This is a genomic window from Paenibacillus sp. FSL R7-0163 (genome assembly GCF_037969975.1).
Classification (GTDB): Bacteria; Bacillota; Bacilli; order Paenibacillales; family Paenibacillaceae; genus Paenibacillus_AQ; species Paenibacillus_AQ odorifer.
In genome coordinates this window covers 3,697,629-3,722,658 of record NZ_CP150224.1, presented here as the reverse complement: position 1 = coordinate 3,722,658, position 25,030 = coordinate 3,697,629, and the positions used below count along the sequence as shown (strand labels likewise).

Sequence of the window (25,030 nt, the reverse complement as noted above, 5' to 3'; positions counted from 1 at the left end):
ATTAAGGGCTGCCGGGAGGTAGCCTTTTTAGTTAGGACCAGTTTACTTTAATGCAATATCCAAATTATGGATTATATGGTAAGTTAAATAGAGACATTCTAATGAACTATCTAAAAAGAAACGGAGTGATTTCATGAAGATGCGGAATTCAAAATTTTTATATTATCTTGTCTGGATCATAGTGGGGGCGCTCTTATTACATTATGGCAACTCGCTAATTAGTCATTACACTGAAGAGGCACAAAAGAACTATCAATTAGAAAATACTGTGTGGATCACGGCTATTGTCCCGTTTGTCTATGGGATCTATCTGGCGTTGTTAGAAGGATTACCTAAAGCTTTTATTGTTAATTTGCCGCTGTTGTTTATTGTGTTTCTTCCAAGTTTTCTTCTGCTTATGTATCCGATTTTAGTAATGTATTTTAACATTTCGAACATAGAGATTTACAAATTTGCAAGCATACATGATGGGGTAGTATTTGGTCTGGTTAGTGGAATGGCACTAGTTAAATCTCTAACGACAAACCGTTAACGAGATTACAGCATTGCTGTTACAGAATTATTGGAGCAGTATAAAATAGTTATATGCAAAATCACCCTTTCAATTATTTGGGTTTTATTGCAAGATATTTATGCATCATGTATTTTATTGAATAATAAGGGGGAGTGCGAATAATGTTATCATCCACAGAGCTTAGCAAGCTGAACGAAGTGAATTACAGGGAGGACCGATTAGAGGCACTTAATCATTTTTATGAGGATCTCTGTAATAAGAAAGTAGCCGATGGCTATATTTATTCTCTTAGTCGTTATGGAAAAATATTTGCCAATGGAGCGGGGGGACGCTTCAGTTACGAAGAAGATAGCGACCAAGAATTGAAAACGGATACAATTTTTCGAATCGCTTCTATTACCAAGCTGTTTACGGCAACAGCGATCTGGCAGCTTGCAGATGATGGAAAAATTTTTATGGGACAACCAGTTAGTTCTATTCTTCCAGAGTTTGATGCCGACCCTTTTAAGCCGATTACAATTGCTCATTTACTGACTCATACCTCCGGCATCGCACCTGATCATGGAACTATAAGTGATACTTACTATAAAAGTGCATGGTGGTATATTTATGAATCAGAGCTTGGAAAAGAAAACTGGATTAAAGCTGGACTTTCCTATGGCATTCGTTTTCCGGTAGGGACTCAATGGATGTATTCCTCGTTTGGATACGTGGTTCTTGGTGCAATTATTGAGAAAATAACAGGTGTTTTTGCAGAAGATTACATAATGGACCACATTGTAAAACCGTTAGGCATGACAGATACTTTCTTTGATATACCGCCTGAGAAAGCTGGTAGGATCGCTATTCGTTCGGAAGAAGCCAAGGAATATCTTCAGAAGCTGCAAAACGGGGAAATTACGGATGAAGAACAAAGGTCTGAGGAAGAAATCAAGACTCCCGGAACTGGTGGGGGACTGTATTCAACCGTTAATGATCTACAAAAGTTCGGAATCATGCTGCTTAACCATGGGGAATACGAAGGGGGTCATGTCTTAAGTCGGATGGCTGTTCAGAGAATGACCAAGCGGTTCAATTCTGAAAAAATTCCAAACTACGCATGGGGAGATGGAGGAGCGGATAGACCATACGGTCTTGGGCCAGACCTTCGATATAATGAAAGTACATCTTATTCTGAAGGCACTTTTTTTCACGAAGGATGGGGGTCTTGTTCTTTGGTCGTTGATCCGGTAGAAAAGCTGATTGCCGTTTGGTATATCCCTTTTCATAAAAATATATGGGACGGTAGAGGGATTTTCGGTACAAACAATGTGATCTGGTCCGGACTCGAATAAGAAAAAGACTTTTTTATGTGATATCTATAGATAGGCAGGATGTGACTTATGTTTGAGATGATAAAGCACCGCTTTCGCATTATGAGGGCGGTTGCTTTTGTTACTTATAAGGAATGGAGTGCGTACAGGACGCATTCGATGGTTTCTATTTTTGTAGGCCCAGTGTACTTTTTAGTGCAGTATTATATATGGAGCGCTGTTTATAGCGGGGAATCTTACATCAACGGGATGTCACTCTCCCAAATGCTTTCCTATTTTTGTGCTACGATGTTGATCAACTATCTGACTATGGATTTTGCCGATTGGAATTTACAAATGCTTATTCGTACCGGGAAATTCATTACGTTTTCGTTAAGACCGCTAAATCATATGTTCTTTGCTTTATCTCAGAAGGCAGGGCATAGGGTACTTGGGCTTTTGTTTGAATTTTTACCCTGCTTTATGATCTTTTTCTTTATTTTTCATATTGATGTCTTACCCGCAAATTTACTCTACGCGATTCTTTCAATAGCTATGGCGTTTATGATGAATTTTTTCATTCATTATAGTATTGGAATGGTCGCCTTTTGGATGGTGCAATCCTCTAGTATTCGTAATTTTTTTAATCTCTGCGAAGGGATATTTTCAGGATCGCTGATTCCATTAGTATTTTTCCCAAAATCCTTACAAATGGCGTCCTTTTTCTTACCGTTTCAATATACGGCCTTTCTTCCAGCAATGGTCTATACAGGTAGCTATACTTTAGCTGATATAAGCTTACCTATTCCTCAAGTGTTATTGCTGCAGCTCATAGCCGTAATTATTGCCGGAGTTGTCTGCCGGGTGCTGTATGCGGTGTCGCTTAAGCATTTTACGGGGGTGGGCGCATGAAACGTATGTATCAAATATATAAAACCTGCATGAAGGCGAATATTGCTTCTGCTATCACTTATCGTGTTAACTTTATTCTTAATAGTCTTATCATGCTCATAGGGAATGTGTTGTTTCCTCTAGTAACGGTATTTATTTATAATTCGAATGCTTCATTTGCAGGATGGACCTTTAAAGAGGCGCTGTTAATTCAATCCGTTTTTATTCTGTCTACGGCTTGTGCCGGGATTTTTTTTAACGGAATTATGTGGAATACGATGTCTCATGTTGTAGAAGGGACTTTGGAAGTGGTATTAATTAAACCGACCTCGAGCCTTTTTCTGCTGTTGGCCAGATCTTTTGAGTTCGAAAGTATCGGGCTTTTAGGTGGAGGAGTAATCATGTTCGTATACGCACTTAGCGGAATCGATGGGATGACCATAGGCTCTTGGTTATTGTTCCTGTTGTTGTTTGGTGCAGGGCTGCTTGTTATGTTCGGTGTGGCGCTTATTGTGGCAGCGATTTCCTTCAAATGGGTGGCGAATTCCCGCTTGCCGGAGATGTTTGAGAGCATTAAGTCTTTTGGACGTTATCCAGGGACGATTTTTCCTAAGGCAGTCGTAGCTGTGAGTTCTTTTCTGTTTCCGGTCTCCATGATTGCCTACTTTCCAGCATCTACACTGATTGGCCGATGGGAACCCTATTTTTTTATAGCGATTATTCCTTGTGTATTATTTGCTGCCTTCGGAATTTGGCTCTATACATATATGCTTCGCAGTTACAAAAGCGCCGGAGGATAAAAGATTAGTTAAGATCTAAGAAGGAGAATTTCACTTGGACATTATTACCGTCAAGAACTTAACCAAGCAATATGAAACCTATCACCGTGGACAAGATGCAAAAAGTGTATTTAAAAGTCTGTTTCACCGTGAAAAATCGATAATTACCTCTGTAGAAGATCTTTCGTTTAGTGTTGGAAAAGGAGAAATCATTGGCATTCTGGGTCCAAACGGTGCAGGGAAATCTACGACTATTAAAATGCTGACAGGCGTTCTCTATCCTACCTCGGGCGAAATAAATGTTCTAGGGTACAACCCTCATAAGCAGAAAAATCAATATGTAAAACAAATCGGGGTATTGTTCGGACAGAAATCGCAGTTAATATGGGACATTCCCCCTTTGGATAGCTTTTATATGAACAAGGAAATCTATGATATTCCTACGAACGACTTTCGTACAAGACTAGACCAATTTGTAAACATGTTTGAGATTGGCGATATTATTACTAAGCCCACGCGCACCCTTTCCCTGGGAGAACGAATGAAATGCGAGTTTATTATGGCGATGCTTCATTCACCACCTGTGGTTTTTTTAGATGAGCCAACGATCGGGCTGGATGTAATAGCTAAACAAAGAATCAGAGAATTCATTAAGCAAATGAATCAGGAAGGCACCACATTTATTCTGACAACACATGACTTGGAAGATGTAGAGCGTTTGGTTCAAAGAGTACTTATAATTCATCAAGGGAAAAAAGTATATGACGACAAGTTCTCTGAACTTCGACTGCATCTGGGTGCCCAAAAAGTAGTTAGGCTTTCAGCCGCCACAACTATTGGAAATATTGATCTGCCTGGCACTCAGATATCGGAAAGAATATCGGATTACGAAGTGGAGCTGCTGATCGATACCGAGCAATGTAAAATGGGCGAGTTTCTGCATATTCTTAGCGAAAAGGTAGAGATCCTTGATATATCCATTAAGGAGATTCCCATTGAAAAAATTATCAGCTCCATTTATGAGATGGATATGGGAGAACATATTCAAGCTTGAGAACGGATCATCTGCAGATTTAGATCGAGCATGGACCATAACTTTTCAGTGATCTCTTTTGCAGAGCAAGGATTACTATGGGTAAACCACCATTCAATCACTCCGACAGTCGCCGAACTTAAAAATTGCACAGATATATCTTTACTCAGCTCATCGAGATTAAAATTGTTTTCTAAAAATTGTACCTTAATCTGCTCATTTATCATTTCTTGTAATTGGTTTCTAAAGGAGAGCAGAGCTTTGTTTCTTAATAAAGTCTTATAAAAAAGAGCATTCTCCTCCAATTGTTCCAGCGTGCGGAGCAATGACGCCTTCGAGGGATTGGGTTCGGTTTCATCCTCCACTGCGGAGCAGCTTTCGATTAGTTGCTGGAGCTGAGCCTCCAGGCATTTATCCATCAGATCGTATTTGTCCGCATAATGGGAATAAATCGTTCCGCGGTTTACATCAGCACGCTCTGCGATTTCGTTGATCGTTATTTTTTCAAAATCTTTTTCAGCCATCAGTTGAATTAATGCATTCATGATGGCTGTTTGGTTTTTTTTAATTCTTCTATCCATGATAAGACTCCCTTTTTATTAAACAATGTATTGTATTTTGTTGAAAAATCAACAAAACCGGTCAAACTAACGATTGAACCCTACCGGAGATGTGATAATCTGATTTTATCGAACAGTTGATCAAAATTCAACAAATGTCTAAAAAGGGATAGAGGAGCTAAATATGAGAGTTTTAGTTTTTGGAGCGGGAGTATTAGGCAGCTATCTTGCGCATGTTCTAGTGCGTGGGGGAAATGATGTCACCATGCTTGCCAGAGGGAAGCGAGCAGAGCAATTGACGAAAGACGGGCTTGTGCTTCGCCATTATTTTCAAATTAAAAACACTGTGGATACAGTAAAGGTCATCTCTACGCTTCGATCCGATGATCTCTATGATCTTATTTTTGTTGTTATGAAATATAATGATTTTCCATCTGTGTTACCTATTCTAGCTGAGAATCAGAGTCTGAATATAATTCTTGTGGGGAACAATGGCGATGCTCTTGGCATGCAAAAGGATCTCCAGGAAATGAGCAATGTGAGGAAAAATATACTCTTCGGATTTCAACTTAGTGCAGGAATTCGGGAAACGAGCGGTCGTGTTATTAAAATACACGCAGGAGGGCAAATGGTACTTGGCAGTTTAGACGGTGAGATTCCAATAAAACACTTACTGGAAAAAGCGTTTGAGAACGCTAAGTATAAGCTAACTTATCATGAGGATATGGATGCTTGGCTCAAAAGTCATATCGTGCCAATAGTGGCTTTGAACTCCCTTAGTTATCTGCATGACGGGGATTTAAAAAAGGTATCTAAAGATAAGAAGCTATTAAAACAAGCCATTTCAGTAATGGACGAGGGGTTTCAAATCATGGAGCAATTAAGCTATACTGTTACTCCAGCAGGTCAAGTTAACTTTGTTCGAAAGCACAAGCAGGCTGTATATTATGGTCTGACAATAATTCATAAATTACCGTTTATGAAATTAGTGGACGGTTCTTTCAGCGAAATAGCGGCTTTGTTTAATTCATTTGATATTTTGAAGCAACAAGCAAACATTGCAACGCCCAATTGGGATCAACTTAAAAAACAAGCGTTTTCGAAGTTTAATGCAAATGTATAACAATCTTGTTCAGGAGGTATACAATCGATGGCTATATATTTTATAAGGCATGGAATAGATGATGAAGGCTTTCGTGGGGGTTGGAGTCAACGTGGACTTGTAGTAGAGGGATATAGACAAGCCGAACGTCTTGGATATTATCTTAAGGAAAATCAATCTAGCTTTAACATAACCCGTATTCTTTGTAGTGATTTGCAACGTGCGTTAGATACAGCAAATGAGATCGCCAGAGAGCTTGATTTGCCTGTTGAAAGCAGCCAGTATTGGAGAGAAACGAACAATGGTGTAATCGCTGGAATGCCCCATGAAATCGTAAATGAACGATACCCGGGTCTTTATTTCTCGGCTTTAAGAATGGATGAGAGATTTCCAGGAGGAGAAAGTCCTCAGGAATTTTTTACGCGAATAAGTTCAAGTTTCTCAAAACTATGTAATGAACTGGAGAGTACTGATCCAAATGAAAATGTAATTGTGGTCACTCATGGTGGCGTAATTAATGTTATATACCATATTTTAAAAGGGCTAACGTGGACGAATAAGAATGCTCATTTCCCGACTTCATATACTAGTATTCATAAAATAGAGTATCAAGTAGATAAGTGGGCAGTTACAGCAGAAAATCTTACGGAACATATATCAAGTGATCAGGCTGCTGGTATGGCCAATTGATTGGGAGGTACAAATATGGGTTTATTGAATGCGCTGATTGAGCAAGCCAAGAATCCTAGAGGGTTCGTAGGAAATATCATGATCAAAATCATGAATCAGGCACATACCAGCATCACAACATGGGGACTTAGAAAAATAGAAATTAAGAGCGGCGATCCTATCCTGGACATAGGCTGTGGTGGCGGTCAAACTATACATACGTTAGCAAAACAAAATAAACAACATGAAATTTACGGCATAGATTACTCAGAACAAGCTGTAGAGACATCTATTCAAAAAAACAATAAGGCTGTAATCGCTGGTAAGGTGAAAATTAGTCAGGGAGATGTGTCAGCGTTACCGTTCAACGATGGATTTTTTGGGACGATCACAGCGATTCAGACACATTATTTCTGGCCGGACCTCGAACACGATATAAGTGAAGCATTTAGGGTGCTGATGGCAGGCGGTACATTTGTTATTATTTCTGAGATCTATAAAATCAATTATCATATGAAGCAATTCACTAAGAACGAAGAGATGGAGCAGTTATTTCGGAAATCGGGCTTTCAGACGGTAAATATTCACGAGAATAACAAATGGAGATGTTATGTTGGAAAGAAATAAAGCGGCCGCACCGCCCCAAAAAGGACGACACAGCCGCTTCGTTTCACCAGCTATTTAAGCCGGGAAGGTATTAAACAAACAACGAACGGGAAATGATGACCAGCAAGATGAAAAGTACCAAAATCGCTCCGGTCGAAGTGAAGGCTCCTCCATGAAATTCACCCATGATTTATTCCTCCTCAACTTATGTCTTCTTCTCAATTGCTGTGACTGATGTCGCAGCTTTCTGAGATAATGACATCATATGCCGAAGAGGGCCTGTTGTACTGGTCTATGGCCTATTGCTCGTCAATATGGGCTTTTAGGATACGTAATCCTTTAGGAAGATGATTTTTAAGCTGCCCTAAACTCGCTTTGCCCCAACTAATCGGCAAACCATCTAAAGTTACAAGTGTCCATCCATGTAATTCGCTGGGGACAGGCAGGCTTTCACCACGTAGCCAAGCATGTATTTCCGGGCCATCACTGCTGAGATCAAAGCTTCGTGAAGCTTGTATGGGCTGTAGTGCCATAGCTAATGCATGAGCAGGTTCAATCCGATTTTTCTTCAAATGGGCGATATGTAGTCCAGCTCGTGGAATACGCAGTCCGTCCAGCAGCCCGGTATGGAGATTGCCATTAAAGGATTCTGGCAGCAAATAAAGGGATTCGCCGAAGAGCAGTGGCACACCTTGGCATGAAAGACCAGGCAGTTCTACCGCAGCCCAGTCTTGAAAAAGCTGGTAGGCATCGCGTACAGAAGAATTAGTTTTTGGGTTGTTTTTACTTCGGCGTTTTTTGGCGTTGCGGTTGGCATCATCATTCACGGATGCAGTGTCAATTTGCTTACGCAGGAGTGCTACAAAGTGACCTTCGCCCTTTTCTAAATGCGGCCAAAGGCGTTTGCAGGTGAGTAGTTCCATATCGGGGTAACTAGCCGTCAATCGAGCAATGGTTTCTTCATTCTCTTGACGGTTAAAGGTGCAGGTAGAGTAGGCTAAAGTACCCCCTGGTTTAAGCATAATGTAGGCGTCTTGCAGGATATCCCATTGTCTCGCTGCGCACATAACTACATGAGCAGGAGACCACTCTTGAATGGCTTTTGGATCTTTTCGGAACATGCCTTCTCCAGAACAAGGAGCATCCAGCATAATTCGGTCAAAAGCTTGCGGGAAACGCGCAGATAGCTGTTCTGGTGTTGCACAGGTTACGAGGGTATTCTTAATGCCCAGACGTTCAACGTTCTCTGCTAGAATTTTTGCGCGTTCCGGATGAATCTCATTAGAGATTAAGAGGCCTTGTCCCTGCATTAAACCAGCGATATGCGTAGTTTTACCTCCAGGGGCTGCTGCAAGATCGAGGACGGTTTCACCGGGTTCAGGTGCCAGCAGTTCAGCTGCGGACATTGCGGAAGGCTCCTGAATATAATATAGTCCAGCGGCATGGTAAGGATGCCTGCCTGGTCGAGCGGGCTCATCATAATAAAACCCGCCCTGGCACCATGGGATAGGTTTCAAATTAAATTGTGAGACTGTACGGTCCACCGCAACTTGGCCTATGGCTGAGGTGCTTTTTAGCGGATTAAAGCGCAGTCCTTGAGTTCGTGGTGCTGAATAACTTTCTAGAAAAGCATCTGCCTCTTGCCCCAGCATTTCTTTAATAGATGCGGTGTAAGAGGCAGGCAGCTGTTCTTCCTTCATAGCTCATTCTCCTTTTTCTTAGTTGCTGTTTCATGTTTATACCGATAAAATCAAGGTATGGGGAACGTAATCGTACCTGAAATTCTACATATATTCAACTATATCATAATTGCCAAGTCTTACAGTACACAGGGCAATTGTAAAGGGGATGTACCATATGAATTTGCTGCAAGCGCTCTTCTTCCCGCCGGAGCAACCCGGTGGTGTATCATCTATGATCCCTTATCTTCAGGAAAGATTCCGTTCAAGCCGTTGGGAGATGGATTTGTTTTGGCTGCCTAAGCGGATTCGCAATAAGGGGCATGAGGAAGTAATATTCGAGACGTTTGATTGGACGCAGTATGGAGAAAGTCCGATCGTTCAGAAATATATTCAGACCTATCGTGATTATTTATGGTGGACTAAACTGCGGATGAGTAAGCCCTATGATCTTATTCATTCTCATCATCCGATTGCGGGCTTAGCAATGAAAAAAGTGTTCCCTGATACTCCGTTAATTCATACCCTGCATTCCAGTTACGAGCGGGAATTGATTCTAAATGGAGCGATTTCCGAGGATGGCTTGGAGCATCGTTTTCTAGTCTCACTTTATCGTGAGCTTGAGCATGTTAGTGATCGATTAATGACGGTGTCGCGATCTTTTGCAGATTATGTGGCCCCTTATATTATTGATCCTTCTAATATAGGTGTTATTCCGAATGGTTTTGATGAAAAAAGATTTAAGCCTGTTCCGCATGATAATGCTATTCCGCAGCTAGTGACCGTGACACGTCTGGTTCCGGCTAAAGGAATAGATATATTACTCAAAGCTTGCGCGGAGCTTAAAAATCGCGGTCATGAGTATGTACTGCATATTATTGGCGATGGTCCTTCACGTGCGGATCTGGAAAAGATGGCCCAACATTTAGGGATCTATAATGAAACAATTTTTTACGGATATACGCTGCACCCTGAAGAATTCATGCCTTTCTTTGATATTTTCGTATTGCCCTCTCGGGCGGAGGCGTTCGGTTCAGTGTTTGCGGAAGCGGCACTTAGCTGCCTGGCTTTAGTGGGGACAAATGTGGGCGGAATACCGGAGCAGATTGAAGATGGTGTGAATGGTCTATTGGTCAGTCCGGACGATGAGATTGCTCTTGCTGATGCATTAGAGAAGGTGATATCTGATCCGGCTTATCGTTATGAGCTTTCACGTTCCGCTTGGGATAAAGCAAAAAGCCTATATTCGTTGACACGAGTTGCTAATGAACTTAAAAAAACCTATTTACAGTATCCCTCAGGAACGAAAGGGTGAGCAGCTATGATTCCATTTCGCTTTCTGCATACTGCTGATTTACATCTGGATAGCCGTTTTGCCGGGCTGGCGCATATTTCGCCAGCCATTCGTGCTTATTTACGTGAGTCTACCTTTGCCGCCCTCGGGCGGCTTGTCCGCGTTGCGATCCAAGAAAATGTTGATTTTATTGTCATTAGTGGAGATGTGTACGATGTTTCAGATGCTTCATTACAGGGACAGCTGCGATTTCAGGAAGCGCTCAAAGAACTCGGTGAGCACGGGATTAACGTGTTCCTGATTCATGGCAACCACGATCCGCTTGACGGACTGCGTCTGACAACGGAAATGCCAAAGCATGTTACCGTATTTGGCGGAGAGAAGCCAGAACACGCTACAGCTTACCGCCGTATAGATGGCCAAGAAGTTGCCATCGTTAGTGGAATCTCTTATCCAACGGCGAAAGTGACGAACAACACAGCTGAAACCTTTTCTCGTATACCTGGCAGCCGCCTGTTTCATATTGCGATGCTGCATGGCAATGTAGACGGTGATTTGCTGCATGAGACCTATTCTCCTTGCAGTCGCAGGGACCTTATCGAACGGGGTTTTGATTATTGGGCGCTTGGACATATTCATAAACGGAGTGTACTGCATGAGAAGCCTGTGATTGTGTATCCAGGCAATATACAAGGGCGCAGCATTAAGGAAACCGGTGCTAAAGGCTGTTATATTGTGGATGTAGATGAGGCTGGAAGATCCGCTCTGCAATTTCATGAACTGGATTTCGTTCGCTGGCAGGTTAGAGACCTATCTATAGAAGGATTAAGCAATGAAGCAGAATGGATACAGAAAGTGGAGCAGGTTATTGAAGACATCCGCGCGGAGTTCCCGGAGCTCATGTCGGTGGTCAGATTTCGTCTGATTGGACGAGGGGACGTACATAAAGTATTGGCTGAAAAAGGGGCGGCAGAGGATCTGCTGTCAGAACTCCAGCGCCGTGAGGCGATTAGGGCTGAGCGTAAAGATTACAAAGGGCTTATCTGGACCGAAGGGTTCGCCATCGAGTCCGGCTTAGCTATTGATCGCCAACGCTTATTGGAAGAAGATAGTTTTCTTGGAGAAATGCTGCGCATTGCAGAGCATACGGAACATTATCCGGAAGCGCTCGAAGAACTATTAAATAGTGCGCTTAAACCGCTATTGGAGAATCAGGAGCTGCGTAAGCTGTTGTCTATGACTAGTCAAGAAGAGAAGTTGAGCTGGCTACGTGGTGCAGCAGAGCAGGGGATCACGATGCTTGGTGGGATGGATGATACTGTTGAAGCGGCGGAAAGTCTTTCGTATCTACAAGCCGGAGGGCAAAACGATGAAAATTGAACATTTGCATATCAATGGCTTCGGGCGTCTTCACAATCGAGAGATTCATTTAACGCAGGGAGTGACCGTACTTTATGGGCGTAATGAAGCAGGAAAAAGTACGACACTGCAATTCATACGCTCTATGCTGTTTGGAATTCCAAGCCGTGGAAATCCCTTGGAAAGGTATGAACCTATGCAAGGTGGATTGCATGGGGGGACCCTGAAGATACGTGACTGTAATGATGGTTTGTGGACCATTCGCCGTTTTGCTTCAGGTGCTGAGGGATCAGGAAGAAATGAAAAGCTGAACATTACAGTAAATCATCCAAATGAAACGACTCAAGAGCTAGGACAAGCTGAAATGGAACGACATTTACTTGGGGGGATCTCTAGGAGTATGTTCCAGCAATTGTTCGCAGTTTCACTGGACGAGCTGCAGGAGCTTGCTGCCCTTCAATCTGAGGAGATGAGCAGCTTTCTTTTTCATGCAGGTATGGGCGGTGGAGGTGCAATCATGCGTGCGGAACGCCGTTTGGTGCAGGAAGCTGAGAAGCTGTACAAACCTCGTGGCAAGCTGCAAGAAGCAGCAAAAGTTGTGCAAGCCATTGAAAAGCTTGAGCGCCAAATGGTTGAGAGCCGTTCTTATCTCCCGCGATATAACGATAATATAGTGGCATTGAGGGCAACGGAGTCGGAGCTAGATGAATTGGAGCAACAGCGTAAGCTCACTGGAGAGCAGCTAGTGATGTTTCGAAAAGCACAGGAAGTCCGTGAGCTGTGGTTAAAGTGGAGCGAGGCTCAGCTAGAGCTGCAAGGATTGCCATTGATTTTAGCCTTTCCTGAAGAAGGTGCAACTCGCTTTCAGGCATTTGAAGGAGAAATTCGTAATGCACAGGGATCAGTAGTACGTTATGAACGTCTTCTAAGCGAGCTTACTATTGAACTGGCAAAGAACCCTCCAGATGAAGTATTAGCAGCGCAGGGGCCTGCTTTGGAGCGGCTGGACCGGCATCGGAGCAGTTATGAGAACCGTAGAACGGAAAGACAGCGGCTTGAGGGAGAATTAACGGCGCTGAATGAGCATTTGCGGCGAATTCTGCGCGGCATTGATGTGAGCTGGGGCCCTGCAGAGCTGACTTCATTCTCCGGTGCAGCGGCAGATCGTGAAGCTGCACGGAAGTTTGCGGCGGCGTTCGCTAGTTATGACCGCCGCATGGAGGCGGAGGGTGCAACGCGGCAGTCGTTGCGATCCCGTTTGGCCGCTGCCTCAGCGTCGCTCCAAGCGGCAGAACGGGCGCTCGCGCGTGAGCACGCTACCGGCGCGGAATCTTTTGCGCAGCTGGCTCCGCGCAGCGCCCGTGAAGTGCTGCAGCTGTGGGACGAGCTGCAGCAGGCGGCCGAACGCTGGCGCGAAGCGCAGCTCAGCGAAGGGCCAGCGCGCGGCGCCGCAAGTGACGGCCTTGGCGCGAAGCGCATGGCCGCGCTCTACCGGCGCCTGCTGTGGGCTGGGGCAGCACTAACCGTGCTGCTGCCCACAGTGCTGTGGCTGACCGGTGCTCCGCCGGCCAGCGCCGTGCTTGCGATCGGCCTGCTGGGCGCGGCCGATCTGGCCCTTTGGGCCGGCTTGCGCGGAGCGCGCCGGCAGGAATCGTCCCCGCCAGAGCATGGCGGGGACGTCAGCGCAGCCGCAGCCGAGATGCTGCGGCTGCGGGGGCAGCTGCTCTCCGGGGCGGAGCCGGAGAGCGTTGTGCCGGGGCGGCGGACGGCCGCCCCGGGGTCCAGCCCTGACGCAGGCGGGCTGGAGGCCTCCATGAGGGAGCTTCGCAGGCTGATGGAGGCTTGGTCAGCTTGGCGGCAGCGTATCGAACGCTATGCCGCGGAGCGTGATGCCTGCCGCACGGAGCTGGAGACGCTGGCAGGCCAAGAGAAGCTGCTCGCTGAAGAAATGCACCGGGCGGAGGCGGCATTTACGGAAACTGCTGAGCAATATGAAGAATGGCTTCGCCAACGCAGGCTGCCTGAAGGGTTATCCCCTGAAGGACTGCCGGATATTTTTGCTATGGTTGAACAAGGGAATGAGCTGCTGCGCCAAGAGAATAAACTCTCCTTACGATTGAAGGAGCTGGAAGCAGAATGTAACATGTTTGAGGAGGAGCTGCTCACACTTATCTATGAGTCGGGTGCTGATCTTGGCGACGAGTCTGGTGTAGCGGCAGCTGGTTTTGAAATAGATCCGCAAGAGGGGAAACGAATATCTGCGTTATCCTTACTAAGCTGGCTGGAACTGCGAAAAAGAGCGTGGGATGATCTGAAAAAGGACTTGATTCGCCGGGAAACTATGCAGTCAAGATTGCAAGATGTGGATGAAGAACTCAAGGAGAGCCACAGGATATTAGGTGAGCTGAGAGAACAGCGTGAGCTTCTGATACAAGAAGGTGGGGCGACTGGTGGAGAAGACTTCTTACGCAGGTCAGCAGCTGTGCAGCGGCGCAGTGATCTGAATAAATCGATTCGCCAGTGGGAGCTTGTTATGTTCGGTGGTTGGGAGGAAGAGCGAGTTACTGCTCTGCTGGAATTATTAAATCATCATGATGCGGAAGCATTGCAGCTGAAGCGGTCATTGGCTGAAGAGTTGATGGAACGGCAGGAAGAGGGTTGGAACACCCTGCTGGAGCAGCGAGGCAAGCTGCTTCAGGAAAGGGAGTATCTGAAGGAGCGCTGCGTGGAGGATTCCGATATTCAGCAACTGGAAGAGCAGAGAGCAGCCTTGCGGATCGTGGCTGATAAATATGCAGTGGCAGCGATAACTGCCGAACTAATCGGGCGAACTCGTCGTGTGTATGAGCAGGAGAAGCAGCCACAGGTATTACTGCTTGCCTCAGATTATTTCTCCAAGCTGACGGAAGGGGAATATAAAAGGGTTGTTATGACACTGGGGCATAAAGAGCTGAAAGCTGAACATAAGAATGGGGGATTACTAGACAGCGGACTGCTCAGCCGAGGGACGGCAGAACAACTGTATCTTGCCATCCGGTTGGCATTGGCAGAGACCATGTCACGGCAAGTATCGCTGCCGCTGTTATTCGATGATCTCTTCGTTAACTTTGATGAGTCTCGTCTTCATGCTGCGCTTGGACTTCTTGGAGAACTGTCGATCTCCCGCCAGATTGTGATGATGACCTGTCACAAGCATGTGGCGGAAGCGGCAGCACGTATGATTCCTACAGCAGCGGTTATTTCCGTGTAGTTCGGGTGATTGGTTTTACGGATACGAGACTGTTCCCCTTCTCCTTTGAGTTCGATGAAGTATTACTACCTGGTGGAGAGGACCATGGCGTGCGCAGCAGCTTGACAGCCCAGACCAATGATAAACCTCCGAAGATTGGGTAGAACACGGAGAGCAGTGAACTAAAGCCAAACTGGCTCAGTAAATAGCAGACCAACATCAGAAGTGGTGTAATCAATGCGGTTGATAGGGGAAGCCGTTGCTTAAGCTGTACAGCTACTCCATAAATATCGGCGACAAAAGTGCTGAAGATCTCCAAAAAGATCAGCAGGAGATATATAGTTTGCACTACAGTACCCAACCGGACGGCGATGCTGCCCATCGGAATTTCAAATTTGAGAATCCCTGGCATCTGTGAGCTCATTGCGAAATGTGCGGCGATCAACATAAAACCAATCCCGGTACCCCCAATAATACCGCCCCATACAAGGGATTTTTCTTCCTCTGTGTGACGAGCCATAGGGACTAAAACAGCTTGTGCCATCCCTAAATTAAAGGCGGTGTAGAGCAGCGGTGACATCCATGCGCCAAAGAGAGAGCGATCGTTATCAAGGAACAGGAACCGTCCAGCTCCCGGAATTTGAAAAGTATTAAAAATAATGATAAGTGACAGAGTAAGCATTAAAGGTACAACAATACTGTTCATTTGCAGAATACCGGAAATCCCTCGTTTTAGCAGAAAGTATGAACCAAGCAACGTGATAATTAGTCCAGTCTGATAATGAAGTCCGAGATGCTCCTGAAAAATAGCGCCGGCCCCTGCAAGCATAATACTATTTACTCCGATCAGGACGACCATCGTGAACAAACTGATGGTGCTTCCGACCTGTTCCCCGAAGAGGTGGCGGTTAAAGTCTTCATAGGATTCCGCTTCTATTCGCCGAGCAATGACCATCATTTTTGTACCCAGCCATATGAACAATATAGTTGAGAGCAGGATGGTCAGGACTGCCCAGTGCCCGTAACGTGTGAAAAATTTTAATATTTCCTGTCCGGTGGCGAATCCGGCTCCTACAATGGTGCCAATATAAGTGAAAGCGATCTGTAATGTTCGGACATGTGATTTCATGGCTCCCCTCCTAATAGTTTTACGAAGCTAAAGAAAAATCATAACGAGTGCTATGCAGGATAACCTTGTGTACTCTGTATAGTACAGGTTATGATGAGGATCAGTAGGACATGACTTCCGTCGTAATTGCTTTATGATCAGTGATTAATTTGTACGGAATGTCTGCGATTATAAAGGGTATTGGAGGTTCAAAGTCATGGAAGTGTTGAAACAGCGGATTTTGGAAGAAGGTGTCGTCGTTTCGGATGAAGTGCTGAAGCTGGATGCACTGCTAAATCATCAGGTTGATCCACAGCTTACGATGGAAATGGGACGGGAGTTTGCCGGGAGGTTTGCGGACTCAGGAATTACACGTATTGTGACCGTTGAATCCTCGGGCATTGCCGTGGCATTTGCCACCGCGTATGAATTAAAGGTGCCGCTAGTTTTTGCACGCCGCAAAAAAACTCTGTTAGCTGATCCAGATGCGCTTTGCGAAAGAGTTCCGTCTTTTACAAAAGGTATCGTTACTGATATTATGTTGTCTCGCCAATTTATCTCTCCAGAGGATAAAATCCTCTTTATCGATGATATTATTGCCAATGGTGATGCAGCGCGTGGGTTGATTAAGATCATTCAACGTTCTGGCGCTGAGCTAGTTGGTCTTGGTGTTGTAGTTGAAAAAAGCTTTCAGGCAGGGGCTCGGACGATCAGAGAGCAAGGCATTCGTCTGGAGTCACTCGTAAGAATTACCTCTCTAAATGGAGGCACCATCGAATTTGGGGAATAACCTAATTGGCAATAAGAACAGGCCTATTTTTTAAACAACTGCTTTTCACCCTATGGATTTTCCTTTATAATAAAAATTAGACATAGGGAGGAGGCGTCACAATGGGGAAAGAACCGGTGACTGAACAATTTTTTATTGATAAATTAACCGAGGCCAAGGATCATTTCGAGCGTGCGCTGGACTGCAAACACACGGAATTCGACGATCTGTATCCCTATATGATTGAACATCCTCAGTTTTTTTGGTACAAACGCTATGTAGCCTGGTCAGAGCTTCTGACAATCAAAGGTTTGTGTGAAGAGTTATCCTTTCCTTGGAGGGAAAAATTCACTACTAACCAAGTGGAGTATCTGGAGCAACGTGTGATGTCCGCTAAAGTTCTTGACTTCTGGTTTGAGAAGAATGAAGCGCTGATATAAGAATGCTTTAGTAGACATGCAAGTCGTTAATTGCCTACATGAGACCCAGATGATTTATCATTTGGGTCTTTTTTCTGAGACTAAATAGGACAAGCTATGACAGGAGGGATTAATGATGATTAGCGATGAGCAATTGGATGCTTACCGGATTTCCGGTGAGAAAATTCGTGTAGTGCGCGATGGCTTGGAAAGTAACGACGTAAAAGGGATAGTTCTTGCATGGGATGATTCTCAGGTGATGATACGTCGTCAGAATAGACGAGTAGTGAAGCTGGATCGCAATTATTTATTCCAGCCATTTAGTGAACCAAGACAAGATCCGGATAATATATAATTTTTACAGTAATAATATCCGCAGTAATAATCTTCATAATACAAAACAGCTCCTCGCCCTACTGGGCGGGAGCTATTTCTGTAATGTCATTTGGGACTATATAGTTAGAGCAAGTTCAGACGCATTCTCTTCTCTGGAGAGTATGGAGAGTTCTGTGGACAGTCCAAGATACGCGCGCATGCGCAGCATCATTTCTCTACGGAAGCCTGGCCATAATATATTCATCTCTCCTTGAAATCCTCTGCAGGAATATAATGCTTCGACTCCTCGCTGATCTTGGCGAACGGTAGTAATCTTCAAATCATGGGAGCTCAGCTCGCGCGTAACCTCTTGAAGCATTAGTGACGTCTTCTTAGTGGCACCAGATACGAGCTCCATATATAGCTGAGGGGTCTTAAACAGGCCGCTTCTACTGATTACACGGCAGTCGCGTTCGAAAACTTTATGAATAAACGTTAGCAGCAAATAGCTTCTGACCAGGGACAGTTCTTCTTTAGTTACTTCTTCATCAATAATGGATGTGTTTAGCTTCGTAGTCGCCATTATAAATCACCTCATTTATATTATGCGAACTTTTGTTCTCATTATACCTTATATTCGGCAACAAAAGCAATAATTATCCATAAATTAATGAATGATAAGAAAATGACGGAAATATATTGACGTTGGATTCTCAGCGTGGTATGATCTATCTTGTGACCGCAATAAGCGAGTCATTATAATACGCGGTCATGGCGGAATTGGCAGACGCGCTGGCTTCAGGTGCCAGTGGTAGCAATATCGTGGAGGTTCGAGTCCTCTTGACCGCATAGCTAAGAAGGATTATAGAACTGCTCCAGTAGCAGTTTTATAATCCTTTTTTTTGTGTTTTTCAGCAGACGGTAGTGCTTAAGCGAAAGAAATCTTTAAGAAACATCTCCTGAGGCTTACGGACCCAGATGAAGCTATTTGCTCATTTATCGCTTTTTGAGCATAGTATCGGACCCCAGTGCAGCTATTGCATGGAAAAAGGATCGAATTTGGCGTTTTTTATGCCAATAGCGACTGTGGGGTCCGATAGGAATCTAAATGTGCTCTAAAGCTGCGAATAAGGTCAGCTGAGTCCGATAGCATCTTCGTACGCGCAGATTGGAGAAATACTAATTTGTGTTTTACTTCTAAGCTACTCACCCCGCGGAATCATCATCACCTAAGGCTTACGGACCCAGCTGACGTTATTTGCTCATTTATCACCTTTTGAGCAAAGTATCGGACCCCAGTGCAGCTATCGCATAGGAAAAGGATCGAATTTGGCGTTTTTTATGCCGATAGCGACTGTGGGGTCCGATAGGAATCCAAATGTGCTCTAAAGCTGCGAATAAGGTCAGCTGAGTCCGATAGCATCTTCGTACGCGCAGATTGGGAAATACTAATCTGTGTTTTGGTCCTTCGCTATCTGCAATAGAGGCACTACGTTCTGCTTTAAGCTACTCGCCCCGCTGAGTCCGATAGCGCCTTCGTACGCGCAGATTGGCGAAATACTAATCTGTGTTTTGGTCCTTCGCTATCTGCAATAGTGACACTGAATTTTGCTTCTACGCTACTTAACCCGCTGAGTCCCATAGCAACTTCGCGCGCGCAACTATGCTTGAATCCAATGAAGTTTGTTGTCTAGATCAAAGTCTAAGACCCGAAATAAAACAGGTGCACCCAGCAACCATTGCATGGCTATTGGGACACACCTGTTTTTTTATAGGATAATGAATTACACGGTTGCTCTACGCAGCATCAAAAACGATAAAAGAGCGTACACGACTGTCAGAGGCATGGACCACAAGGCAAGTTCAAATGCGGTATATCCAGCAAACCAGTTAAAGAGGTCTACCCACCACTGATTATAGGTCATTAACAATACGCCGAGACTGCACAGGATAAACGTAACCCCTGAGAAAATGAACAAACCGCTTCGGCCAAATCTCCGGAAGATGCTGGATATCATTAGCCCCAGAAAAAACATATGCAGAAAGAGCGCAAAATACATCCATAGCTGTTCGAGGGCATTACCATCATTTAAATAGGGCAAATGAAAATAATGTAGTTCCAAACCCCAGCCACCTGTCAGTTTGCTTTCAATGATGGAGAGCAGGTAGAGGAGAATTGAGTAGACGGCGCTAGTTATAATAGCCATTAAGGAAGTGCCTATGAAATAATCCGTTCTTCGTTGGCTTAAGCCCAGAGCAAAGGGGAAGGTCTGCACCAAAATGAGTATACCGGTGATTAACATATAAATGAAGATAGAAACCAGACCGCCGGTATAAATCGGTTCTTGGAGGAAAGAAGCGACGATGACATTTACCAAGAAGCTGGATAACAAGATTACCCAAGGCGTATACAACCATAACCACTTATCTCTGAAATGCATTTTTAACATACCTGCCGTAGGATTCATTACACGGTCACTTCCTTTCCTAGAGATTTTTTATTTGTGAGATGAACAATTAATTGCTGTAAAGATACAGGTGAGATTTCTAAGCCTAACTTTTCAGCATGTGCTTGATCCTTCACGTTGAAGCCGATAATGGTGGCTGTAAGCAATCCGCCAAAAGACTCGCGGGAGATGACTTGTTTGCCGTCGATAAAATCTTCGATCTTCGCTGTCGCGCCGATTACCGTAACAGCTTGCCCGCGAAGGGTTTCAGCATCTTCGTTAATTATTAGCTTGCCGTTGTCGATGACGATAACATGCTCTAAAAGCTGACTTACTTCATCGATCAAATGGGTGGACAAAACAACCGTACGTGGATTTTCAGCATAATCTTCAATTAGGCGATCGTAAAATAGGCTTCTAGCTACTGCATCAAGACCTAAATAGGGTTCGTCAAAAATGGTAAGTGGAGCACGGCTGGCTAGACCTACTACAATTCCTACAGCCGAGAGCATACCTCGGGACAGCTTTTTTATTCTTCTTTTTAATGGCAGATTGAAATCCTTGATTAAAGAGTGAGCATATTCCCGATCAAAGTTTGGGAAAAATAATTCGGATACCTCCAGTACATCGATGATTCGGTACGTGTCCGGATACCTTTGGCTTTCCTTAATGAAGCAAATCTGCCTGAGAACCCGGTTATTCTCGTACGGATGTTCACCAAATACGTTCAGGACACCACTTGTAGGGAAAAGCTGAGCTGTGATCATATGCATTATTGTGGTTTTTCCTGCACCGTTTCTGCCGAGTAGCCCGTATATCTTATTTTTCTCCAAAGAAAAACTGAGTTCATGGATGGCAGTGACATTTCCGTATGACTTAGTCAATCCTTTGATTTCAACGACTTCATTCATGACTTGTTGTCTCCCCTCTGAATCATAATTGTTAATTGATCCAACGTAATTCCTAATTTTTCAGCTTCACGGATCATGGTTACTACATACTGTTCATAAAATTGTTCTTTTCTCTTCTCCATCAATACTGCACGCGCTCCAGAAGCTACAAACATACCGATTCCTCGTTTTTTGTACAATATCCCTTGATCCACAAGCAAATTCACACCTTTCGCAGCCGTAGCCGGATTGATCTGGTAGAAAACAGCAAACTGATTTGTCGAAGGAACTTGTGACTCCTCCAGCAGTGTTTCTTCGATGATGTCATTTTCTATTCGTTCGGCGATCTGCATAAATATCGGTCGTGTATCATCCATTAAGTTTCCCATGTATTCACCGCCAACTTCATTGGTTAGTTAGTTATGTAATTAACCATATATGCAACGAAGTTAATTGTCAATATTTTTTAATTATTTTGGGCTGTATCCACATAAATAAAGGCTGCCCAGAATGCTCTGGATAGCCTTTTATTTGCATTACATAAATGCTATGATTTTGTCCTTGGTAAAAAAGAAGGGGGAGTTCAGCTATGAATGATTATGGTCCGGATCTGTTCAAAGATACTGCAAGCTATTACACCAGATATCGCCCGCTATATCCGTCCTCACTGATTCGATATCTAGTGAACAAATTCTCACTTAACGGAGAGGGCCGGTTGCTAGACTTAGGTTGTGGTACTGGGCAGTTAGCGCAAAGGTTTACGGATTGGTTCGAAAAAATTGTTGGCGTAGATACTGAACTAGAGATGCTAGAAGAAGCAAAGCTGTTATCAAAGTACAACAGGGTTGAGAATGTTAGCTGGCAACAGGGGAGAGCGGAAGAACTATCCAATGACTGGGGTTCCTTTCGTCTCATCATGATGGCTAAGGCGTTTCACTGGATGGACCGAGAATCCATTCTTGAAATTCTCTATCACAGTTTAGATGATAACGGCGGTATTGCTGTAATTGATACTTTTAATGAACAACAAGAACCGTTACCTTGGCAACAAAAGGTAGATGAAGTAGTGAAACGCTGGTTGGGTGACGAAAGAATAGCCGGGAACAGTACATATAGACATCCACAAGAAAGACATGAGGATGTTGTAAAGCGATCCAGTTTTACAGATGTTGAAAGACAGGTGTTATCGAGTTATTCCATCACTTGGACTGTTGATTCTATTCTAGGAAATTTGTATTCTACGTCTTATGCCTCTAAGCGATTATTTAGAGATAACTTAGAACGTTTTGAAGATGATATGAAATCAGCTTTATTAGAAATAGAGCCTACAGGTATATTTACAGAGGAATTGTCGGTTTCAATCATTACTGCCTTTAAAAAAGAAGCGGATTTACGATAAAAACCGCGCATTGATCTCACCGCATCCTGCTGTGTTAGGACTTAGTTTAAGGCGAAACGTGTTCTTTTTTAGTATGGATTTTACTTGCTTAGGCGTAAGAGAAGGGTTCTTCTGGAGTAATTGCGCGATCACACCCGAGACGATAGGTGTTGAGACACTGGTACCGGACAGTACAAAGTAATCTTTAGCTATCCGCAAATAAGGAAGCTCGCGATCCAGCTTGGATCGTGGGGCACGAAGGGAGATGATCGTTTCGCCTGGAGCAACGAGATCCGGTTTCTTCCTTCCTCCCGGTGCGGGTCCACGACTGGAGAACCAAGTGATTCGGTCGTCCGCTTGCGTGAGCGTGCGACGGTCATCCACTGCACCGACAGTAATTGCTGAAGGACTAATCCCTGGAGATTCGATCGTACTGCGTCCCGGTCCGCTGTTTCCAGCTGCTATTACAACGTTCAGTCCGGCTTTAATTGCTTTTTCTACAGCTTGGCAGAGTGGATCATCTGAACAAGGAAGATTCACCTTACCTCCGAATGACATCGAAAGAATACGAAGATTAAGTCTTCTCCGATTCGCAATACACCATTCAATTCCTTTAATGATTGTGGAATCATATCCATCGCCATTTTTATCGAGTACTTTGACACCTACTATCCCTGCCTCTGGAGCAGGGCTTTTGTATTTTCCTTTACTCATCCAACCGTTGCCTGCTGCATCCCCTGCGATATGAGTTCCATGGCCGTTATCGTCATAGGGCTGTTTTCTATGATTGATAAAATCTTTAAAAGCAACTATGCGGTTAACAGGGCGAAACAGGTCAGGGTGCCGATACACCCCTGTATCAAGAATAGCAATATTAATCCCTTTTCCGGTAAGCCGCTTTTTCTTTTGGGCAGCTGTGGAACCAATGGATGGTGTCGCTATATTAAGGGATGTTTTTTTGACTTGATCCAAATAAATTTTTTCGATACCATCCCAGCGGCACATCCGGTTCAGGCAGTTCTTTGAAACTTTGGATGATATCGAATTGAGCAGGTGAAGATGATGTCTGATCGGAAGGTCGTGGGATTTTAAATGGTTTTGTAAAGACTGTAGCTGGGCTGTAGTTATTTTTTGTTTGAATTTAATGATAACTGGAATGGAATTTGCTTTATGTGCTGGAAGATAGGAACGTTGAACTCTTTTTCTCAAAGAATGGTGCATTTTCGAATGATATTGCTCTAGCCATTTTTGACCGTTCATTAGTAATGAATCACCTCTTGAAGGTATTATATGCACTGCAGAGCTAGTGGACACGAAACTATGAAACTAGGATTTAACACATTTTCAGATTTGTAGGTGAAAGAGAGGTCAAACATTACGATTCTTGCATTTACTAACGTATCCTAAAAAGAAAGTGGTGAAGTAAATGGCAATTATTAAAAAACCAGTTAACAAGAAAGCAGTTATGGCTAGCAAAGTTCTCGCGGCTAAAAAAGCGAAAGCAGCTCCTACGAGAAAGAAACGTAGAATTAGACAGACTCTGGATAGATTTATTGTTGTTGCTATTGGTACAAATGCAACGGGTACACCTAAAGATACTACGGGGTGGTCAGCTTCATTGAGAGCTGGAACTACAACGGTAACTGCTGATTTTGACGAATTTGGTGTAGTTAGATTCCCAACAATTAGTACCTTAACATCAGTACCTTATCTTCTCACTTTAAGAGATGAGAGTGGAGCTACTATAAGAAGTTTTAACGTTCCCGCAGACCGCGAATTTTTTGTGGCTAGATTCTAGTTTGGACAAGCCAGGTCAAGTAAACAGCATGTGTCGATTTTATATCGATGCGTGCTTTTTTTTATGTATTTTTCTAACTTTGATTCAAGTGAGTGATTTGTTACAGACAAACAGAATGGGGGGATGCCATACTTTCAGCATCATAATTTTGGGAATATAGTACAAAAATGGACATAAGGCGGGTGAGAGGTTTCGTGAAAGAAAAAGGGAATATATCAGGTATTCAATATTTTTTATTAGGACTGCTTGTATTTTTAATGTTAGGAATGGATATGTTCATCATGGGATTAGATCAATGGTTATGGGGGGATTTGTTTAATATAGACGACTTTTTTGTCAGCCCTTGGTACGTACTAGTTGTTCATTGGAGCATAGTCACCATATTGTGGTCAGTTGGAGCTATGATATTTCTACTTTGGTTCAGGAAGAGGAAGTTGATTGAAAAGGTAATATCTTTGCGTTGGAGCTCTAAGGTCATTCCTTTGTTAATTGTAGCTTTTATATCAAGCTTTTTGTTCGCTGTGTTGGAATTTTGGATTAATGGGGAGAGCATTCCACAGATTTATAGAGAATATGAAAACTTCAAGTTAGAACATGGTTTTATGGGCGTATGGGTTGCCTTGGTTCAAAACATATATTACATTGTGGAAGCTGTACTAGTTGTACTATTGGTTGCGCTAATGCAGTCTGCAGGAGAAGTATGGTTTAAGAATCCTTCTCTTCCTTATGGCGGAATAGGTTTAATGCTGACTTGGGGATTAGGTCATTTGACACATGGTCTGCAAAGCGGCTTGTATATTACTGCTTTTTCTTTGGTGTTTGGCTGGCTGTTTGTGAAAGCGGGTAAGCAGTGGTGGCCAAGTTTTCTGTTTATCTGGCTTGTATTTGTTTTATAATAT

At 43.8% G+C, this 25,030-nt stretch carries 26 protein-coding genes and 1 tRNA gene; 18 read left to right on the top strand and 9 right to left on the bottom strand.

What is annotated here, in order from left to right; translation table 11 throughout:
• Positions 1-133: 133 nt before the first annotated feature.
• The 5 genes from NST45_RS16630 to NST45_RS16610 all read left to right on the top strand — a co-directional run bounded on the left by NST45_RS16630 (position 134) and on the right by NST45_RS16610 (position 4,530).
• The gene (locus tag NST45_RS16630; protein WP_339211764.1) at positions 134-532 is read left to right on the top strand and encodes a hypothetical protein; all 399 of its coding nucleotides are present in this window, start codon (positions 134-136) and stop codon (positions 530-532) included.
• Between the two features lie 143 nt (positions 533-675).
• The gene (locus NST45_RS16625) at positions 676-1,848 is read left to right on the top strand and encodes a serine hydrolase domain-containing protein (RefSeq protein ID WP_038569878.1); all 1,173 of its coding nucleotides are present in this window, start codon (positions 676-678) and stop codon (positions 1,846-1,848) included.
• 48 nt (positions 1,849-1,896) lie between these two features.
• A complete protein-coding gene (locus NST45_RS16620; protein WP_036689371.1) occupies positions 1,897-2,718 on the top strand; it encodes an ABC-2 family transporter protein in 822 nt (273 codons plus the stop codon).
• A complete protein-coding gene (locus tag NST45_RS16615; protein ID WP_036689373.1) occupies positions 2,715-3,497 on the top strand; it encodes an ABC-2 family transporter protein in 783 nt (260 codons plus the stop codon). Before NST45_RS16620 ends, NST45_RS16615 begins: the two co-directional genes overlap by 4 nt.
• Before the next feature lie 34 nt (positions 3,498-3,531).
• Complete coding sequence (locus tag NST45_RS16610; RefSeq protein WP_244886461.1) at positions 3,532-4,530, top strand: ATP-binding cassette domain-containing protein; 999 nt, start codon at positions 3,532-3,534, stop codon at positions 4,528-4,530.
• On the opposite strand, the gene NST45_RS16605 is transcribed toward NST45_RS16610, so the two are convergent.
• Complete coding sequence (locus NST45_RS16605; protein WP_036689376.1) at positions 4,521-5,090, bottom strand: TetR/AcrR family transcriptional regulator; 570 nt, start codon at positions 5,088-5,090, stop codon at positions 4,521-4,523. The two genes, NST45_RS16610 and NST45_RS16605, sit on opposite strands and share 10 nt — an antisense overlap.
• Before the next feature lie 163 nt (positions 5,091-5,253).
• On the opposite strand from NST45_RS16605, the gene NST45_RS16600 reads away from it, so the two are divergent.
• Genes NST45_RS16600 through NST45_RS16590 form a run of 3 tightly spaced genes read left to right on the top strand, consistent with a single transcriptional unit; the run spans position 5,254 to position 7,467 of the window.
• The gene (locus tag NST45_RS16600; protein ID WP_339823231.1) at positions 5,254-6,192 is read left to right on the top strand and encodes a 2-dehydropantoate 2-reductase N-terminal domain-containing protein; all 939 of its coding nucleotides are present in this window, start codon (positions 5,254-5,256) and stop codon (positions 6,190-6,192) included.
• Between the two features lie 27 nt (positions 6,193-6,219).
• Positions 6,220-6,861, top strand: a complete 642-nt coding sequence (locus tag NST45_RS16595; RefSeq protein WP_036689381.1) for a histidine phosphatase family protein — start codon at positions 6,220-6,222, stop codon at positions 6,859-6,861.
• Positions 6,862-6,876: 15 nt separating this feature from the next.
• The gene (locus NST45_RS16590; RefSeq protein ID WP_076100850.1) at positions 6,877-7,467 is read left to right on the top strand and encodes a class I SAM-dependent methyltransferase; all 591 of its coding nucleotides are present in this window, start codon (positions 6,877-6,879) and stop codon (positions 7,465-7,467) included.
• Between the two features lie 70 nt (positions 7,468-7,537).
• Here NST45_RS16590 and NST45_RS16585 read toward each other — a convergent pair whose 3' ends face one another.
• Positions 7,538-7,633, bottom strand: a complete 96-nt coding sequence (locus NST45_RS16585) for a sporulation protein YjcZ (protein WP_197069771.1) — start codon at positions 7,631-7,633, stop codon at positions 7,538-7,540.
• Positions 7,634-7,745: 112 nt separating this feature from the next.
• A complete protein-coding gene (locus NST45_RS16580; protein ID WP_339823229.1) occupies positions 7,746-9,146 on the bottom strand; it encodes an RsmB/NOP family class I SAM-dependent RNA methyltransferase in 1,401 nt (466 codons plus the stop codon).
• A gap of 157 nt (positions 9,147-9,303) precedes the next feature.
• Between NST45_RS16580 and NST45_RS16575 the strand changes: the two genes are divergently transcribed.
• The 3 genes from NST45_RS16575 to NST45_RS16565 are packed head-to-tail and all read left to right on the top strand — an operon-like array spanning position 9,304 to position 15,028.
• Positions 9,304-10,440, top strand: coding sequence for a glycosyltransferase family 4 protein (locus tag NST45_RS16575; protein ID WP_036689393.1), 1,137 nt, complete (start codon positions 9,304-9,306; stop codon positions 10,438-10,440).
• Between the two features lie 6 nt (positions 10,441-10,446).
• Positions 10,447-11,799: a DNA repair exonuclease gene (locus tag NST45_RS16570; protein WP_339823227.1), complete on the top strand. Its 1,353-nt coding sequence runs from the start codon at positions 10,447-10,449 to the stop codon at positions 11,797-11,799.
• Positions 11,789-15,028 (top strand): AAA family ATPase, encoded by a 3,240-nt coding sequence (locus tag NST45_RS16565; protein ID WP_339823225.1) that lies wholly within the window; start codon positions 11,789-11,791, stop codon positions 15,026-15,028. Before NST45_RS16570 ends, NST45_RS16565 begins: the two co-directional genes overlap by 11 nt.
• Here the strand turns inward: NST45_RS16565 and NST45_RS16560 are convergent.
• Positions 15,015-16,136, bottom strand: coding sequence for a membrane protein (locus NST45_RS16560; RefSeq protein WP_038569894.1), 1,122 nt, complete (start codon positions 16,134-16,136; stop codon positions 15,015-15,017). The two genes, NST45_RS16565 and NST45_RS16560, sit on opposite strands and share 14 nt — an antisense overlap.
• 196 nt (positions 16,137-16,332) lie before the next feature.
• Between NST45_RS16560 and NST45_RS16555 the strand changes: the two genes are divergently transcribed.
• From NST45_RS16555 to NST45_RS16545, 3 genes are all read left to right on the top strand, one after another.
• Positions 16,333-16,905, top strand: coding sequence for a xanthine phosphoribosyltransferase (locus NST45_RS16555; protein ID WP_038569895.1), 573 nt, complete (start codon positions 16,333-16,335; stop codon positions 16,903-16,905).
• Between the two features lie 101 nt (positions 16,906-17,006).
• A complete protein-coding gene (locus tag NST45_RS16550; RefSeq protein ID WP_036689410.1) occupies positions 17,007-17,324 on the top strand; it encodes a hypothetical protein in 318 nt (105 codons plus the stop codon).
• A 115-nt stretch (positions 17,325-17,439) separates the two neighbouring features.
• Entirely contained in the window at positions 17,440-17,658 is a 219-nt protein-coding gene (locus NST45_RS16545) for a hypothetical protein (RefSeq protein ID WP_036689413.1), read from the top strand.
• Between the two features lie 96 nt (positions 17,659-17,754).
• Here the strand turns inward: NST45_RS16545 and NST45_RS16540 are convergent, their stop codons facing one another.
• Positions 17,755-18,201, bottom strand: a complete 447-nt coding sequence (locus NST45_RS16540; RefSeq protein ID WP_051491615.1) for a hypothetical protein — start codon at positions 18,199-18,201, stop codon at positions 17,755-17,757.
• Positions 18,202-18,383: 182 nt separating this feature from the next.
• On the opposite strand from NST45_RS16540, the gene NST45_RS16535 reads away from it, so the two are divergent.
• Positions 18,384-18,467: transfer RNA gene (locus tag NST45_RS16535), tRNA-Leu, on the top strand.
• A 935-nt stretch (positions 18,468-19,402) separates the two neighbouring features.
• Here the strand turns inward: NST45_RS16535 and NST45_RS16530 are convergent.
• From NST45_RS16530 to NST45_RS16520, 3 genes are read right to left on the bottom strand one after another with little or no spacing between them, the layout of a single operon-like run.
• Positions 19,403-20,086, bottom strand: a complete 684-nt coding sequence (locus NST45_RS16530) for a hypothetical protein (protein WP_038569897.1) — start codon at positions 20,084-20,086, stop codon at positions 19,403-19,405.
• A complete protein-coding gene (locus tag NST45_RS16525) occupies positions 20,086-20,976 on the bottom strand; it encodes an ABC transporter ATP-binding protein (RefSeq protein ID WP_076204727.1) in 891 nt (296 codons plus the stop codon). Before NST45_RS16525 ends, NST45_RS16530 begins: the two co-directional genes overlap by 1 nt.
• The gene (locus tag NST45_RS16520) at positions 20,973-21,344 is read right to left on the bottom strand and encodes a GntR family transcriptional regulator (protein ID WP_036689422.1); all 372 of its coding nucleotides are present in this window, start codon (positions 21,342-21,344) and stop codon (positions 20,973-20,975) included. The genes NST45_RS16525 and NST45_RS16520 overlap by 4 nt, the downstream gene beginning before the upstream one ends.
• Before the next feature lie 200 nt (positions 21,345-21,544).
• Between NST45_RS16520 and NST45_RS16515 the strand changes: the two genes are divergently transcribed.
• Positions 21,545-22,354, top strand: coding sequence for a class I SAM-dependent methyltransferase (locus NST45_RS16515; protein ID WP_036689424.1), 810 nt, complete (start codon positions 21,545-21,547; stop codon positions 22,352-22,354).
• On the opposite strand, the gene NST45_RS16510 is transcribed toward NST45_RS16515, so the two are convergent.
• Entirely contained in the window at positions 22,346-23,593 is a 1,248-nt protein-coding gene (locus tag NST45_RS16510; RefSeq protein ID WP_076140946.1) for a S8 family peptidase, read from the bottom strand. The genes NST45_RS16515 and NST45_RS16510 overlap by 9 nt on opposite strands.
• Before the next feature lie 166 nt (positions 23,594-23,759).
• Here NST45_RS16510 and NST45_RS16505 point away from each other — a divergent pair, with 166 nt between their 5' ends.
• Both NST45_RS16505 and NST45_RS16500 read left to right on the top strand, forming a co-directional pair.
• Entirely contained in the window at positions 23,760-24,131 is a 372-nt protein-coding gene (locus tag NST45_RS16505; protein WP_051491616.1) for a hypothetical protein, read from the top strand.
• A gap of 194 nt (positions 24,132-24,325) precedes the next feature.
• A complete protein-coding gene (locus NST45_RS16500; RefSeq protein ID WP_076214312.1) occupies positions 24,326-25,027 on the top strand; it encodes a hypothetical protein in 702 nt (233 codons plus the stop codon).
• Positions 25,028-25,030: the final 3 nt, after the last annotated feature.

Coding starts and splice junctions, on each gene's coding strand:
- NST45_RS16630 (WP_339211764.1), top strand. CDS start 134: ATGAAGATGCGGAATTCAAAATTTTTATATTATCTTGTCTGGATCATA.
- NST45_RS16625 (WP_038569878.1), top strand. CDS start 676: ATGTTATCATCCACAGAGCTTAGCAAGCTGAACGAAGTGAATTACAGG.
- NST45_RS16620 (WP_036689371.1), top strand. CDS start 1,897: ATGTTTGAGATGATAAAGCACCGCTTTCGCATTATGAGGGCGGTTGCT.
- NST45_RS16615 (WP_036689373.1), top strand. CDS start 2,715: ATGAAACGTATGTATCAAATATATAAAACCTGCATGAAGGCGAATATT.
- NST45_RS16605 (WP_036689376.1), bottom strand. CDS start 5,090: ATGGATAGAAGAATTAAAAAAAACCAAACAGCCATCATGAATGCATTA.
- NST45_RS16600 (WP_339823231.1), top strand. CDS start 5,254: ATGAGAGTTTTAGTTTTTGGAGCGGGAGTATTAGGCAGCTATCTTGCG.
- NST45_RS16595 (WP_036689381.1), top strand. CDS start 6,220: ATGGCTATATATTTTATAAGGCATGGAATAGATGATGAAGGCTTTCGT.
- NST45_RS16590 (WP_076100850.1), top strand. CDS start 6,877: ATGGGTTTATTGAATGCGCTGATTGAGCAAGCCAAGAATCCTAGAGGG.
- NST45_RS16585 (WP_197069771.1), bottom strand. CDS start 7,633: ATGGGTGAATTTCATGGAGGAGCCTTCACTTCGACCGGAGCGATTTTG.
- NST45_RS16580 (WP_339823229.1), bottom strand. CDS start 9,146: ATGAAGGAAGAACAGCTGCCTGCCTCTTACACCGCATCTATTAAAGAA.
- NST45_RS16575 (WP_036689393.1), top strand. CDS start 9,304: ATGAATTTGCTGCAAGCGCTCTTCTTCCCGCCGGAGCAACCCGGTGGT.
- NST45_RS16570 (WP_339823227.1), top strand. CDS start 10,447: ATGATTCCATTTCGCTTTCTGCATACTGCTGATTTACATCTGGATAGC.
- NST45_RS16565 (WP_339823225.1), top strand. CDS start 11,789: ATGAAAATTGAACATTTGCATATCAATGGCTTCGGGCGTCTTCACAAT.
- NST45_RS16560 (WP_038569894.1), bottom strand. CDS start 16,136: ATGAAATCACATGTCCGAACATTACAGATCGCTTTCACTTATATTGGC.
- NST45_RS16555 (WP_038569895.1), top strand. CDS start 16,333: ATGGAAGTGTTGAAACAGCGGATTTTGGAAGAAGGTGTCGTCGTTTCG.
- NST45_RS16550 (WP_036689410.1), top strand. CDS start 17,007: ATGGGGAAAGAACCGGTGACTGAACAATTTTTTATTGATAAATTAACC.
- NST45_RS16545 (WP_036689413.1), top strand. CDS start 17,440: ATGATTAGCGATGAGCAATTGGATGCTTACCGGATTTCCGGTGAGAAA.
- NST45_RS16540 (WP_051491615.1), bottom strand. CDS start 18,201: ATGGCGACTACGAAGCTAAACACATCCATTATTGATGAAGAAGTAACT.
- NST45_RS16530 (WP_038569897.1), bottom strand. CDS start 20,086: ATGAATCCTACGGCAGGTATGTTAAAAATGCATTTCAGAGATAAGTGG.
- NST45_RS16525 (WP_076204727.1), bottom strand. CDS start 20,976: ATGAATGAAGTCGTTGAAATCAAAGGATTGACTAAGTCATACGGAAAT.
- NST45_RS16520 (WP_036689422.1), bottom strand. CDS start 21,344: ATGGGAAACTTAATGGATGATACACGACCGATATTTATGCAGATCGCC.
- NST45_RS16515 (WP_036689424.1), top strand. CDS start 21,545: ATGAATGATTATGGTCCGGATCTGTTCAAAGATACTGCAAGCTATTAC.
- NST45_RS16510 (WP_076140946.1), bottom strand. CDS start 23,593: ATGAACGGTCAAAAATGGCTAGAGCAATATCATTCGAAAATGCACCAT.
- NST45_RS16505 (WP_051491616.1), top strand. CDS start 23,760: ATGGCAATTATTAAAAAACCAGTTAACAAGAAAGCAGTTATGGCTAGC.